Annotated in this window: 11 protein-coding genes; 4 read left to right on the forward strand and 7 right to left on the reverse strand. The window is 61.1% G+C overall.

The window, feature by feature from the left end; all coding sequences use genetic code 11:
* Window positions 1–117: 117 nt before the first annotated feature.
* From RPMA_RS20230 to RPMA_RS20240, 3 genes are read right to left on the reverse strand one after another with little or no spacing between them, the layout of a single operon-like run.
* On the reverse strand, window positions 118–612 hold the full coding sequence (locus RPMA_RS20230; protein ID WP_211909460.1) for a YciE/YciF ferroxidase family protein: 495 nt from the start codon (window positions 610–612) through the stop codon (window positions 118–120).
* The gene (locus RPMA_RS20235; RefSeq protein WP_211909461.1) at window positions 591–908 is read right to left on the reverse strand and encodes a hypothetical protein; all 318 of its coding nucleotides are present in this window, start codon (window positions 906–908) and stop codon (window positions 591–593) included. Before RPMA_RS20235 ends, RPMA_RS20230 begins: the two co-directional genes overlap by 22 nt.
* 60 nt (window positions 909–968) lie before the next feature.
* Complete coding sequence (locus tag RPMA_RS20240) at window positions 969–2,132, reverse strand: M20 aminoacylase family protein (RefSeq protein WP_211909462.1); 1,164 nt, start codon at window positions 2,130–2,132, stop codon at window positions 969–971.
* A 166-nt stretch (window positions 2,133–2,298) separates the two neighbouring features.
* Between RPMA_RS20240 and RPMA_RS20245 the strand changes: the two genes are divergently transcribed.
* Complete coding sequence (locus tag RPMA_RS20245; protein WP_211909463.1) at window positions 2,299–3,915, forward strand: GMC family oxidoreductase; 1,617 nt, start codon at window positions 2,299–2,301, stop codon at window positions 3,913–3,915.
* Between the two features lie 179 nt (window positions 3,916–4,094).
* Here the strand turns inward: RPMA_RS20245 and hpnO are convergent, their stop codons facing one another.
* Complete coding sequence (gene hpnO / locus RPMA_RS20250; protein WP_211909464.1) at window positions 4,095–5,486, reverse strand: aminobacteriohopanetriol synthase HpnO; 1,392 nt, start codon at window positions 5,484–5,486, stop codon at window positions 4,095–4,097.
* A gap of 115 nt (window positions 5,487–5,601) precedes the next feature.
* Between hpnO and RPMA_RS20255 the strand changes: the two genes are divergently transcribed.
* Window positions 5,602–6,303 carry a DUF2147 domain-containing protein gene (locus RPMA_RS20255; protein WP_211909465.1) on the forward strand — a complete coding sequence of 234 codons (702 nt, stop codon included), beginning with the start codon at window positions 5,602–5,604 and terminating at the stop codon, window positions 6,301–6,303.
* 73 nt (window positions 6,304–6,376) lie between these two features.
* On the opposite strand, the gene hpnN is transcribed toward RPMA_RS20255, so the two are convergent.
* Complete coding sequence (hpnN, locus tag RPMA_RS20260; protein WP_211909466.1) at window positions 6,377–8,965, reverse strand: hopanoid transporter HpnN; 2,589 nt, start codon at window positions 8,963–8,965, stop codon at window positions 6,377–6,379.
* A 428-nt stretch (window positions 8,966–9,393) separates the two neighbouring features.
* Here hpnN and ispH point away from each other — a divergent pair, with 428 nt between their 5' ends.
* Together ispH and hpnH are read left to right on the forward strand one after the other, a co-directional pair.
* Complete coding sequence (ispH, locus tag RPMA_RS20265; RefSeq protein ID WP_211913748.1) at window positions 9,394–10,320, forward strand: 4-hydroxy-3-methylbut-2-enyl diphosphate reductase; 927 nt, start codon at window positions 9,394–9,396, stop codon at window positions 10,318–10,320.
* 50 nt (window positions 10,321–10,370) lie between these two features.
* Complete coding sequence (gene hpnH / locus RPMA_RS20270) at window positions 10,371–11,558, forward strand: adenosyl-hopene transferase HpnH (RefSeq protein WP_211909467.1); 1,188 nt, start codon at window positions 10,371–10,373, stop codon at window positions 11,556–11,558.
* 155 nt (window positions 11,559–11,713) lie between these two features.
* On the opposite strand, the gene RPMA_RS20275 is transcribed toward hpnH, so the two are convergent.
* Window positions 11,714–12,412 carry a phosphorylase gene (locus tag RPMA_RS20275; protein ID WP_211909468.1) on the reverse strand — a complete coding sequence of 233 codons (699 nt, stop codon included), beginning with the start codon at window positions 12,410–12,412 and terminating at the stop codon, window positions 11,714–11,716.
* Window positions 12,413–12,459: 47 nt separating this feature from the next.
* Window positions 12,460–14,421 (reverse strand): squalene--hopene cyclase, encoded by a 1,962-nt coding sequence (gene shc / locus RPMA_RS20280; protein ID WP_211909469.1) that lies wholly within the window; start codon window positions 14,419–14,421, stop codon window positions 12,460–12,462.
* Between the last annotated feature and the right edge of the window lie 13 nt (window positions 14,422–14,434).

Genomic DNA, 14,434 nt, shown 5'->3' on the forward strand with positions numbered 1-14,434 from the left:
TCGACTGTCGTCGCCCGGCTTGACCGGGCGACCCAGTACGCACCGCTATCGATGAATGTCGCAAAACCTGCGATTACTGGACCACCCGCTTTCGCGGGTGGTGACAAGTGAGTTTGACTAGGCAGCAGCAGCCAGATTCACCGCCGACTTCGCCAATACAGTGAGAGAGTCGTCGGTCTTCTTTTCCTCGCTCAGCGTCTGGTCGAGCAACTTGGCGGCATCTTTCATGCCGAGCTCTGTGGCCCAGGTCTTCAGCGTGCCGTAGCGCGAGATCTCATAATGCTCGACCGCCTGGGCGGCGGCGAGCAGGCCGGCATCGAGCGAGCTCGTACCCTTGTACTCGTCCATGATTTCCTTGCCTTCGTCGAGAATGCCGACGATGGCATCGCAGGTCTTGCCGCGCGCGGGCTTTTCGAGCAGCTCGAAAATCTGTTCGAGACGATCGATCTGGCCTTCGGTTTCGTCGTGGTGTTTTTCGAAGGCGGCGCGCAGCTTGTCCGAAGTTGCGGCCTTGGCCATTTTCGGCAGAGCCTTCAGTATCTGCTTTTCGGCGAAGTAGATGTCCTTGAGCGTATCGAGGAAGAGATCGTTCAGATCTTTGTCTTTGGCCATGACGCACTCCGTTGGCGGTAGCGGGTTGTTTCCCGCTGCTCAACGTGACCTTTGTTTTCTTGTTCCGGCGTCGGAGCGGCCGGGCCCTCAAATGTCTGTCCGCGCAGCCGCTGGAGAATGCAGTCCGACACGCGACCGAGCATCCATTGAACGCCCGTCACGGCCCGGAAGATCACCTCCCAGATAAAACTGATGATGCCGTGCAGAATCTGCAGGATATCCACGACGTCGAACAGCACGGCGACGCATCGAAACAGAAATGCGATGAGGTGCAGCAGGCCTTCGAGCGCTTCCATGGGTGTCTCCACCCATTTGGTCGGATCGAAGGCCGATCGCGTTCAAACCTGCTGGGGCCGTTAGGCCGCCAGCGACGTCTCCACCAGCTTCACCCAATAGGACGAGCCATAGACGATGGCGTCGTCATTGAAGTTATAAGCGGGGTGATGCAGGCCGGCACTGTCGCCATTGCCCATGAAGATGAAGGCGCCGGGCCGCGCTTCCAGCATATAGGCGAAGTCCTCGGCGCCCATCACCGGCTCCATGTCGGTCGCGACATTGGTGGCGCCGCCGACTTCGCCGGCGATCTTCGCTGCCAGTTCGGTTTCCGCGGGATGATTGACCACGACCGGATAGCCGCGATCGTAGTTGAGCGCGATCCGCGCGCCGGTCTGCAGCGCGATGCCGGCGCAGACCTCGTTCATGCGCTTCTCGACGAGATCGCGGACCTCCTTGCGGAGCGTGCGCACCGTGCCGCGCAGCTCGGCCGAGGCCGGGATGACATTGCTGGCATGGCCGGCGTGGAATTCGCAGATCGAGATCACCGCGGAATCCAGCGGGCTGACGGTGCGCGACACGATCGACTGGAACGCCACGATGAGCTGCGAGCCGGCCATCACGGGATCGATGGTCTTGTGCGGATAGGCGGCGTGGCCACCGACGCCTTCGATAGTAATCGAAATACGATCCATTGCGGCCATGATCGGGCCGGTGCGCATGGAGAACGAGCCGATCGGCATGCCCGGATTGTTGTGCATGCCATAGACCTTCTGGATGCCGAAGCGATCCATCAGCCCGTCCTTGATCATGGCATCGGCACCGGCGCCGCCCTCTTCGGCGGGCTGGAAGATCACCACCGCATCGCCGGCGAAGTTGCGGGTCTCGGCAAGATATTGCGCGGCGCCGAGCAGCATCGAGGTGTGGCCGTCATGGCCGCAGGCATGCATCTTGCCGGGGGTCTTCGAGGCATAAGGCAGGTTGGTCTGCTCCTCGATGGGCAGCGCGTCCATGTCGGCGCGCAGGCCGATGACACTGCCCGTTCCTTTTTTACCCTTGATCACGCCGACAACGCCGGTGCGGCCGATGCCCTCGACCACCTCGTCGCAGCCGAACGCCTTCAGCTTCTCCGCCACGAAGGCCGCGGTGCGGTGCACGTCGTAGAGCAGCTCCGGATGCTGATGCAGGTCACGGCGCCAGGCCGTGATCTCGGGCTGCAATTCGGCGATGCGGTCAATGATCGACATAGGTCAACTCGCTGGCAATGAAATTAGCTGGCCGGAGCCTAGCACGCGACGTGCCAACTGCCCAAGCCGGCAACCCCGCCCCCCCATGCAATGGTCGTCTGTACATCGCAGCAACCGGCCGCTAAGTCGTCATAATACGGCAATGAACCGTGACTGGCGGGGAACGATGACGCGGCTCGAAGGCGACTTTGACTATATCGTGGTGGGCGCAGGCACCGCAGGTTGCATCGTGGCCAACCGTCTCTCTGCCGATCCAAAGAAGCGCGTGCTGCTGCTGGAAGCCGGCGGCCGCGACAACTGGATCTGGTTTCACATTCCGGTGGGCTATCTCTTCGCCATCGGCAATCCCCGCTCCGACTGGATGTTTCGCACCGAGCCGGAGCCGGGCCTCAATGGCCGTTCGCTGGCCTATCCGCGCGGCAAGGTGATCGGCGGCTCTTCCGCCATCAATGCCATGATCTCCATGCGCGGCCAGGCCGCGGATTACGATCACTGGCGCCAGCTCGGCCTCACCGGCTGGGGCTATGACGATGTGCTCAAATCCTTCCTCAAGCTGGAAGATCATTTCCTCGGCAGGAGCGAACATCACGGCGTCGGCGGTGGCTGGCGCATCGAAGCGCCGCGGCTGTCATGGGACGTGCTTGATGCCGTTGCCAATGCAGCGTCCGAAATGGGCATCCGCCGCACCGATGATTTCAACACCGGCGACAATGAAGGCATCGGCTATTTCCACGTCAACCAGAAGCGCGGCCGTCGCTGGTCGTCGGCGCGGGGCTTTCTCAAGCCGGTGCTGAACCGCTCCAATCTTCGGCTCGAAACAGGTGTCATGGTCGATCGACTGATTGTCGAGAACGGCCGCGCCGTTGGCGTGCAGTTCAGGCAGAACGGCCAACAGATGGAAGCGCGTGCCAAGGGCGAGGTCGTGCTGTGCGCGGGCGCCGTGGGCTCGCCGCATCTGCTGCAACGCTCAGGCATCGGGCCCGCCGAATGGCTTGCCGACGCCGGCGTCGATGTCGTGCTCGACAAGCAGGGCGTCGGGCGCAATCTGCAGGACCATCTGCAGCAGCGCGCGATCTACAAGGTCTCGGGCGTGCGCACGCTGAACGAAACCTATTACAACCTGTTCCGCCGCGGCTGGATGGGTATCGACTACGCATTGCGCCGCCGAGGCCCGCTCACCATGGCCCCATCCCAGCTCGGCATCTTCACGCGCTCCGATCCGCATCGCGAGCGCGCCAATATCCAGTTTCACGTGCAGCCGCTGTCGCTCGACAAGTTCGGCGATCCCCTGCACCGTTTCCCGGCCATTACCGTCAGCGCCTGCAATTTGCGGCCAACCTCGCGCGGCGAGATCAAGCTGCGCTCCGGCAAGCCCGATGAAGCGCCAGCCATCGCGCCGCATTATCTATCGACGGATGAAGATCGCCAGGTCGCAGCGGATGCAATCCGCGTGACGCGAAAACTGATGAAGCAGAAGGCACTCGGCGCTTACCGGCCGGAAGAGTATCTGCCGGGCCCGTTGGTCGGCGACGATGCGGAAGCGCTGGCCAAGGCCGCGGGCGATATCGGCACCACGATCTTCCATCCCGTCGGCACCGCGAAAATGGGCGCGGCGTCGGATCCAGGCGCGGTGGTCGATGAGCGCCTGCGCTTCTACGGTATCGATGGATTGCGCATCGTCGATGCATCGGTGATGCCGACGATCACGTCGGGCAACACGAATACGCCCACCGCGATGATCGCGGAAAAGGGTGCGTCGATGATCGTCGCGGATGGGAAATAACACCGCCGCGAACTCTCCGTCATCCCCGCCAGAACGCAATAGCGTTCTGGCTGTGAGTTGCTCGCCGACTTCGGCGAGCCTCGAAGGATGGCCGCGAGCGACGGCGCATGTGGCCATCCTTCGAGGCTGCCGCTACGCGGCAGCACCTCAGGATGACGGTTTAGTATAGGGCTAGAAAGCTAAGCCGACTTGCGCACCGCGTTATCGACCAGTGTCTTGCCGAGCGACCAGATGGCACCGGGAACCTTGTGGCTGTCGGCGATCACCGTGCGGAAGGAATCCGCGATCCACTTGGTATCATCCTCAGTGATCGTCAGCGGCGGCAGCAGCTTGATGGTGTGGCTACCATGGCCGGACACCTGGGTCAGGATTTTCTGATCTTTGAACAGCGGCACCGTGATCAACTGGCAGAACAGACCCTTGTTCGCCGATTCAAGGATGTTCCACGACGCTTTCAGGCGCAGCGACTTCGGCGGGCCGAATTCGACGCCGAGCATCAGCCCCTTGCCGCGCACTTCCTTGAGCAGCTCGAAATCCGGAATCATGTTCTGTAGCGCCAGACGAATCTCGGCCCCGCGCTTGGCCGCGTTCTCGACCAGCTTCTCGTGCTTCATAATCTCCAGCGTGGCGATGCCCGCAGCCATTGCGAGATCGTTCTTGCCGAAGGTCGAGCCATGGACCAGCGAGCGATCCATGCGGTTGAAGATCTTGTCGAAGATCGATTTGCGCGTCAGCAGCGCACCGACCGGCACATGACCGCCTGACAGCGCCTTGGCGAGCAGGATCATATCCGGCTCGATGTTCCAGTGTTCGATCGCCAGGAACTTGCCGGTACGGCCGAGGCCGGTCTGGATTTCATCGGCAATGAACAGCGTGCCGTATTTGCGGCACAGCGCCAATGCGCCGGACAGGAAATCATCGGACGGCAGATTGACGCCCTTGCCCTGAATAGGCTCGACAATGAACGCCGCTACCTGCTTCGACGAAAGCGCCTTCTCCAGCGCTTCGAGATCGTTGAACGGCACCACCGAGCATCCCTGCAACAGCGGGCCGAAACCGGAGCGGAAATTGGTATCGTCGGTCAGCGACAATGCGCCATAAGTCAGGCCGTGATAGGCGTGATCGCAATAGATGATCTCGTTGCGGCCCGTCGCGTTGCGTGCAAATTTGATCGCCGCCTCGACGGTCTCCGCGCCCGAATTCGCGAAAAACACCTTGTCCATGTAAGGGACATTTTCGAGCAATTTTTCGGAGAGAATACCGGCGAGTGTCGAGACGTCCATCTGCACCAGATTTGGCAGGTCCGCATCCAGTACAGACTTTATCGCATCCCGCATGACAGGATGATTGCGACCAATCGCAAAAACGCCAAATCCGCTCAGTAGATCGAGGTAACGGGCGCCTTCCCGATCAAACAGATACTGGCCGGTGCCCTTCTGGAAGCCAACGTCGTATCCGATGGTCTTGAGGACGCGGACCATCTGCTCGTTAAGGTGGCGCGTATGCATCGAGCTACGCTGCGCCTCCCTTTCGACAAACATCTCGGAAACATCTAGATTCGGATATACCATGAGTTACATACGTCGGTTGGTGGTCGCTTCGTCAACTGAAAACGGAAAATGCGGCGATTTGACCTTTCACGCAAAGTCATTCGCCGAGAAACGCTACTTAAGCATAGGTCTGAACATGTTGCAGCGCCCACGCATTCCTACGCGCACTCTCACATATTGCGGAATCCTTTTTTCGGCAGGCTTGTTTTCAGCAGGGCTGGCTCCCGCATTTGCAGCTGATCCAACCGGCGACTGGAAGGTCGAAGACGGTGTCGCACATGTCCGCGTCGCTGAATGCGGCGGCAGCATGTGGGGCGCCATTTCGTGGGAAAAGACCCCAGGCGGTACAGACAAGAACAACCCTGACGCGTCGAAGAAATCCAGGCCAACGCTTGCCCATGCCATGATGCTCGACATGAAGCCCAATGCCGCGAAGGACAAGTGGTCGGGTCAGGTTTACAACGCCAAGGACGGCAAGTTCTACAAGTCGAGCCTCAAGCTGGGCGACACGCCGGACGAACTTGAGATCGAAGGTTGTGTTCTCGGCTTCCTGTGCGGCGGCCAGACCTGGACGCGCGTCGGGCCTTCGATCCCGTCGAGCCCGTCGAATGCCACGGCGAAGAACGCCATCGCGAGCGGCGCCAAGGGTGCAGCCGGCGGCAAGATGGCGCCAGCTCCCGCGCCGGGCAGCAATACGATGGCGAAGACCGCCCCTGCTCCGACCACCGGCGCCAAAGCACCTGCGGGTCAGAAGGCAGCTCCAGCCGGCGGCGCCGTCGCCAGCGCCGATATTGGCGATATCTGCCTGCTGCCGGAGATCAACAAGGCAACGCACTGATTAAGGCGTCCGCCTCGGAATCAAAAAGGCGACCCAACCGGGTCGCCTTTTTTTCGTTTGAGTGGCCCGCAACTTACTTGCTGTCCTCGCGCGGCTTGCCCATCAGCGCCGGCTGGAACAGCAGCACCGCCGCGAGCGTCACCACAAATGACATCGCCAGCAGCTTGCCCATGCTCGCCGTACCCGGATGGTTCGAGAGCCAAAGGCTGCCGAATGCCGTCGCCGTCGCCAGTGCGCTGAAGAAAATCGCGCGCGTCAGCGACGACTGCAGGAGGTTCTTATGGCCGGCGCGCCACGCCACCACATAGTAGATCTTGAAGGCCACACCGACGCCGAGCAGCAGCGGCAGCGCGATGATATTGGCGAAGTTGAGCGGCAGACCGATCAATACACAGATCTCCAGCGTCACCGCGCCCGCGACAAGCAGTGGCACCAGCGTCATCAACACGTCGGTGAAGCGACGCAAAGCCAGCCACAGCAATAGCGAGATCGAGATCAGCGCCCAGAATCCGGCATGGATAAAGGCCGTCACGATGGTATCGCCCGACTTCAGGATCGATACGGGACCGCCAACCGCAAGCGGCTCTGACTTCAACACGGCGTCCGCGAACTTGCGCAGCGTATCATTGTCATTCGGATCGCCGTTTGGCTGTGCCTCGACGCGGATCTGACCATCCTTGGTCTTCCACGAATTGACGAGCTCCGGCGGCAGATTTTCCAGCGTGACCGGAGATGCCTGCATCAGATTACGGAGCTGCGCGAGCGCGATCTTTAGCGGCACCACGAAGGTGGCCTGCACCTGATTGCGCACGGTCTCGCTGGCATCGGCCGTTTTGGCGAGCGCATCGGCCAGGCGCTTGGCGGCAACAGCGCCCGGACCAGTCTGATTGCCCGCAAGCTTGCGCAGGCTGGCAGCGGAGTCCTTCAACGACGTCACGTTCTCGGCATCCGTCGGCGCCTGATCGACCGACTCCGGATTAAGCGCCGGCTCAAGCACCTTGGCACCGGCCTGGATCGCAGCGAGTTTCGCCTGTTGGTCTTCCGGTACGAAGCTGTTGAGCGAAATGGTGCGCGCGACTTCGGGCACCTTGGACAGGCGCTCCTCGATCAGTTTAGCACCGGCTTCATTCGGAGCCATGACGTTGACGGCGTTGGCACCCGTATTCGGATCGCGGCGCAGATCGAGGAAGGTCGCGATCGACTCCACATTGGGATTGCGCAGATTGATCGGATTGAAATCGAAGCGGAGGTGATAGAGCAGCGGCAGACCTGCAATGGTCAGCGCCATCGTCACGCCGATGATCCAGAACCGTTTTTCTTCCAGAAAACGATCGACTGGTGCCAGGAAGGCGTAACCGACCGGCTCCTTCTCGCCGGCTGGATTGAACAGATCGAGCAGCGCCGGCAAAACGGTGATGCTCGACAGGAACGCGATTACCATGCCGAGACCGGCAATCTTGCCGAGCTCCGACACGCCTTTGTAGTCGGTGGGCAGGAACGACAGGAAGCCAGCCGCGGTGCCGAAGGCTGCGAGCGAAATCGGCACGGCGCAATATCGTGCGGCCCGGCTCAGGGCCTCGCGCAGATCGTCGTGCTTGTAGCGTTCCGAACGGTACCGCACGCTGAACTGGATGCCGAAATCAACGCCGAGTCCAATGAACAGAACGGCGAAGGCAATCGACAGCAGGTTCAGCGAGCCGACCATCATCAGGCCGAGCGCTGTCGTGAGCGCGAGACCGACAAACAGGTTGATGAACACGGCGCCGATGATCTTGGCGGAGTGCAGCGCCATCCAGAGGATGAGCAGCACCGCGACGACAGTGGCGACGCCGTGCAGCACCGCACCGTCCTGCACTGTGGAAAATTCTTCATTGGCGATCGGCACCGGACCGGTCAGGCGAACACGTGCGCCATATTCGCCGGCGATGTTGAGATCGACGGCGGCCTGACGGATCGCGTCGGTCGCGTTCTTGCCAGGCTCCAGTGCCGTAAAGTCCAGCACCGGCTTCACTTCGATGAAGGCGCGCTTGTCGGAATCGGTCAGCGGCTTGTCGTTGACCAGCCCACGCCAGGAGAAGCTGCCTTTGCCGTTCTTCAGCACATCTTCGATGGTGCCTGCGACGGTATTGAAGGTGACCGCAGCATTGTCGAGTTGGAGCTGACCGCGACGAATACCCGTCAGGCCGGTTTCCAGCGCGCCGGTGAGTCCCCGCAGGCTCGGATCCCCCGCCATGATTTCCAGAAGCGGCGCCGCCTGCTGGAATTGCGCCGTCATGCCCTGCACTTCCTTGGTCGGCAGGAACAGCAATCCATTCTTTTCAAAGAATTCACCGCCATCGAGACGGCGGACCGAATCGAAGTCCTTCTTGTTCGGTAAGAGCTTCTTCTCGAGCGCATTCGCCGCGGCATTGGCGAATTCCGGGGTCGGTGCCTCGACCACGGCGATGATCAGGCGCTCCTGATCGAACGCCTTGTCGAACGCCATATCGCGCTGACGCCAATCCAGATTCGGCGAGATCAGCTTGTTGATGTCAGTGTTGATGGAGAAATTCTGCGCGGTGTAATAGGCCGATCCGATCGACAGCAGCACACCGACGATGACGGTCGCAAGCGCGAACCGGGTGCAGAAATTCACGATCGAGACGACTAGTCTTGTCAGCACGCTTTATCTTTCTATCTGGACGAGGCTCGCACTGAATGCGGCGCGCTTCAGAGGGTTGCGCAATCGGTGGTGTCGTAGCTGACAGGCTCCGCAGTCAGCAACGTGACGTGATGGCACAAAACGCAAAGTGGAACTTGAAGGAAACGACGACCGTCCTGTTACCCGTGCCAAGGCATTGGGTAAAATGACGAACCAGTGAGATTTCGCAGCATTCTTTGGCCTAAATCCGAGATATCGTAAAGGCTTAGAGCATAACCCGCGGACTGAAACCGCGTTCCCGCTTCGTGATTGCCCACTGAGTGATTTTTGTCACACAGAGCGGCTCAAATTCCTTGCCGGGCTGGATATGTCCCTGATTATGGTACACATTTATCGTTTGTCAGACTTTGAAATGGATTTTGTATCTCGTGCTTGATCGCCCCCGTCCCCTGGAAATCTACCTGGCTCAGCCTCGCGGTTTCTGTGCGGGCGTGATCCGGGCCATCGAGATCGTGGAACGGGCACTCGAACGCTACGGGGCGCCGGTCTATGTCCGCCACGAAATCGTGCACAACAAGCATGTGGTCGAAACCCTGAAGGCAAAAGGCGCCATTTTCGTCGAAGAACTCTCCGAAGTGCCCGATGGGGCCATGACGGTGTTCAGCGCCCATGGCGTGGCCCGCACCGTCGAGGAAGAGGCCGAAGCCCGCGGATTGCCGGTTCTCGACGCCACCTGCCCGCTGGTGACCAAGGTTCACAATCAAGGCAGGCGCTATGTGGCCAAAGGCCGGACCGTGATCCTGATCGGTCACGCCGGACATCCGGAGGTCGATGGTACCCTGGGACAGGTTCCCGGCCCGATCCATATCGTCCAGAGCATCGCCGATGTTGCCGCGCTGACCATCCCGATGGACCAGCCGGTGGCATATATTACCCAGACCACCCTGAGCGTGGATGACACACGCGACATCATTTCGGCTCTTCACGCAAGATTTAGCGATATTCAGGGCCCCGATACCCGGGATATATGCTATGCGACACAAAACCGCCAATCTGCGGTCAGAGACCTCAGCCGGCTCGTGGACGTGATCCTGGTCGTGGGGGCGGCCAACAGTTCCAATTCCAACCGCCTCCGAGAGATCGGGACGGAGGTTGGTGTCGCGAGTTACCTCATCGCCGATGGCAGCCAGCTGGACCCTGAATGGTTGAGGGGCGCGCGCACTGTCGGCATAACTGCTGGCGCTTCAGCGCCAGAAGTGCTTGTAGACGACGTGATTGAAACCCTGCGGCGGATCGGACCGGTCTCGGTCTCGGTATTGCCGGGCCTGGAAGAGACGATTGAATTTCGACTGCCCGCTGAACTGACCGCGGTTTGATCCACCTTCGCACTTCGCCTTTAACGAAGCTGCTCAGAGAGAAACTTGTAATGGCAATTCCGTTCTTCAAAGAAATCAAAATCGGCGGCTATCTGATGAAGCAGAAGCTGCTGGGCCGGAAGCGCTACCCGCTCGTGCTGATGCTCGAGCCTTTGTTCCGCTGCAACCTGGCCTGCGTCGGCTGCGGCAAGATCGACTATCCCAACGCGATCCTGAATCGCCGCATGAGCGCGCAGGAGTGCTGGGACGCCGCTGAAGAGTGCGGTGCGCCGATGGTGGCGATCCCGGGTGGCGAACCGCTGATCCACAAGGAGATCGGCGAGATTGTGCGCGGCCTGGTCGAGCGCAAGAAGTTCGTGTCGCTCTGCACCAACGCGCTGCTGCTGGAAAAGAAGCTCGATCTGTTCGAGCCCTCGCCCTACCTGTTCTTCTCGGTGCATCTCGACGGCCTCAAGGACCACCACGACAAGGCCGTGTCGCAGGAAGGCGTGTTCGACAAGGCGGTGTCCGCGATCAAGGCCGCCAAGGCCCGCGGCTTCTCGGTCAATGTCAACGCCACCATCTTCGATGGCCACTCGGCCGAAGAAATCGCAAAGTATCTCGACTTCACCACCGAGCTCGGCGTCGGCGTTTCGATGTCGCCCGGCTACGCCTATGAGCGCGCGCCGGATCAGGAGCACTTCCTGAACCGCAAGAAGACCAAAAAGCTGTTCCGCGACGTCTTCGCCCTCGGCAAGGGCAAGAAGTGGAACTTCATGCATTCCGGCCTGTTCCTGGACTTCCTCGCCGGCAACCAGGAATACGAGTGCAAGCCATGGGGCATGCCTGCCCGCAACATCTTCGGCTGGCAGAAGCCCTGCTATCTCCTCGGTGAAGGCTATACCAAGACCTTCAAGGAGCTGATGGACACCACCGATTGGGACACCTACGGCACCGGCAAGTACGAGAAGTGCGCCGACTGTATGGCCCATTGCGGCTACGAGCCGACCGCGGCCGACGCAGCCCTCGCCAACCCGCTGAAGGCGATGTGGGTCGCCATCCGCGGCGTGAAGACCGAAGGCCCGATGGCGCCGGAAATCGACCTGAGCAAGCAGCGCCCGGCGCAGTATGTGTTCTCATCGGAAGTGCAGAAGCGCCTATCGGACATCCGCAAGGAAGAAGCCGCCGCTGCCGCCGAGAAGGCTGCTGCAAAGGCCGCCAAGGCCGAAGCCGCCGCATCGGCATCGACCGCCGCCTAAGGCGATCGCACATGGATAGCAAAAAGGGCGCGATGCAGATCGCGCCCTTTTTGTTGTCTGTAGCCCGGATGAAACGAAGCGTAATCCGGGAACTATAGAGGCAGATGAAACGCCGGTCCCCGGATTGCGCTACGCTTCATCCGGGCTACGAAAACTCACGCTTCGGCTTGCGCCATGCCGATCCGGCTCAGCAAATAGCTGCGGCAATCCTTCAGGCTGCGCAGGGCGCGATTGAAGTCGCGACCGGTGGAGACCAATGCGCGGATCACCATGGGATTGCGGGCGATGCCGCGCAGAACCTTGCCGAGATCCACATCGCCATTCGGCTTGATCGCCGTTGTGGCGATTTCCGGCAGCGCGCGGGTGGCGGGATCGCTGACGACGCGCAGAGCGGCGAAGGGCAGGCCGGCCAGGGCGGCGAATTCAGCAGCGATATGGCTTTCCATATCGACGGCGGATGCGCCGAATTCCGAGCGCAGCGCGGCTTTACCCGCCTGCCCGGTGATGACCTTCTCCACGCCGACGAGACCACCGCGCACGACGGTCTGATTGCCGACATTGGAGCCTGCCAGCAATTCGGCGCTGAGCTGTTCGGAGGCCGGCCAGACCTGCCCGGCAGCGACCACTTCGGTCGCCAGCACGACGGTGCCGGTCTTGAGCGCGGGATCGAGGCCACCGGCAACGCCGAAGGAGATGACGCCACGGATGCTGGTCGAATCGATATCGGCGAGCAGGCTGCGAAGCTGGACGGGATCGCTGGAGGAACAGATGACGGTCATCCCCGGCCCGGCTGCGATCTTCGCTTCCTGAACCAGTCCCGTCACGATCAATACCGGCCGCGGATCGAGCGACATGCCTGAAGAAGCCGTCGCCGCAGCTGAAATGCCCCCAGTCGCCAAAATCACATTCCGACTCCGACCGTCCTGCTATTGGTGCTCTGCAAATTCCGGAACCGCGCCAAAGCCCAGAGCGGGAAGAATTTCGAGTAGCCATGATATCGCAGATAAAACACCCGCGGGAAGCCGGTGGCAGTGTATCGCGCCTCGTCCCACAGTCCTTTTTCGTTCTGTGTGGCCATTAGGTATCGCATTCCGCGTTCCACTGCCGGGTTGTCAGCTTCACCCGCTGCCATCAATGCAAGCAAGGCCCATGCCGATTGCGACGCCGTGGACGGGGCTGCCTCGAAGCCCTGGTAGTCGAGACGGTAACTGACGGCATCCTCGCCCCAGCCACCATCCTCGTTCTGAATCGAATAGAGCCAGGCGACCGCCTTGCGGAACGCAGGATCCTGATGGCTGACGCCGGCCATGTTCAGCCCGCACAGAACCGACCAGGTTCCGTAGATGTAGTTGAGGCCCCAGCGGCCATACCATGAGCCCTCGGCGAGCTGGGTGCGGCGGAGATATTCCACGGCATCGGCCAGTGGCTTCGAGGTCTGAACGGTATCGCCGAGCTGCGCCAGCATCGAGACGCAGCGTGCGGTCACGTCCTCGGTCGGCGGATCGAGCAGCGCGCCGTGGTCCGAGAACGGGATGTTGTTGAGATAGTAGTGATGGTTGTCGACGTCGAAAGCCGCGAAGCCGCCGTCGCTGCTCTGCATGCCAAGGATCCACTCCTTGCCGCGCGCGATGGCCTCATCATAGTCCTTGCTGCCGGTCTGCCGACGCGCACGATCCATCGCCATCATCACGACGGCGGTGTCGTCGAGATCGGGGTAATGCGCGTTGTTGTACTGGAACGCCCAGCCGCCGGGTCGGAGATCCGGGCGCTTGTCAGCCCAGTCGCCCTTCACCTCTAACTCCTGGCGCGGCACCAGCCAATCAAGGCCGCGCTTGGCCTGAGCAAACGTGTCCTCGCCGCCGGCTTCCAGCATCGCATGCGCGGTCAGCGCGGTGTCCCACACCGGAGAGACACAAGGCTGGCAGTAAGCTTCGTGCTCCTTGATCACGAGCAGCTTGTCGATGCCGCGGCGCTGGATCGCGCGCTTCGGATGGTCCTCGGGATAGCCGAGGATGTCATAGATCATCACGGCATTGGCCATCGGCGGGAAGATGGCGCCGATGCCGTCTTCGCCGTTCAGGCGCTCTTCGAAGAAAGCGACGGCCTTGTCTATGGCGCCCTGGCGAAACTTCTTCGGAAAATACGGCTCGGCGACACGGAGCAGCCAATCGACGCCTGAGAAAAACGCAAACCATCCGCGGTTCTGATGCGGCGCACGGGCCAGCGTGCCGATCGTTTTCGGATCCTGCAGGAACAGTTCATCGACGCTGATCCCCTTGGGGTTCTTGGCGCGCGCCTTCTTGGCCGCAAGCACCACCAAGGTCACGACAGTCGTGCGCGCCCAGTAGGACATCTTGTTGAGGTGGAACGGAAACCACGCCGGCAGATGCATGATTTCCACCGGCAGCACGGGAACGCTCTTCCAGGTGGTCACGCCGAACATCGACAGCAGGAAACGCGTGAAGACGTTGGCATTGATCGCACCGCCGCGCGACAGCGCCGCCTCGCGCGCACGTTTCATATGCGGCGCATCGACATCGTCGCCAATCATTTTCAGCGCGAAATAGGCCTTCACCGTCGCGCTCATGTCGAACGGGCCGTCATGCACCAGCGGCCAGCCGCCGTGCTCGCCCTGGATGCGGCGGAGATAGTTGGCGATCTTGCCTTCGAGCTCGGCATCGACCGGCTCCGCCAGGAAGTGCCGCATCAGCACATATTCAGCCGGAATCGTGGCATCGGCTTCGAGCTCGAACACCCAGTGGCCATCGCTCTGCTGGAAGCTCTGCAGGCTCTGCTTGGCCGATGCGATGCTGCTTTCCAGCTTCGCCTTGTCGATGGTGATCTCAGAAGTAATCGATGACATGATGTTTGCTTGA

Source organism: Tardiphaga alba, assembly GCF_018279705.1.
In the GTDB taxonomy this organism is placed as follows: Bacteria; Pseudomonadota; Alphaproteobacteria; order Rhizobiales; family Xanthobacteraceae; genus Tardiphaga; species Tardiphaga alba.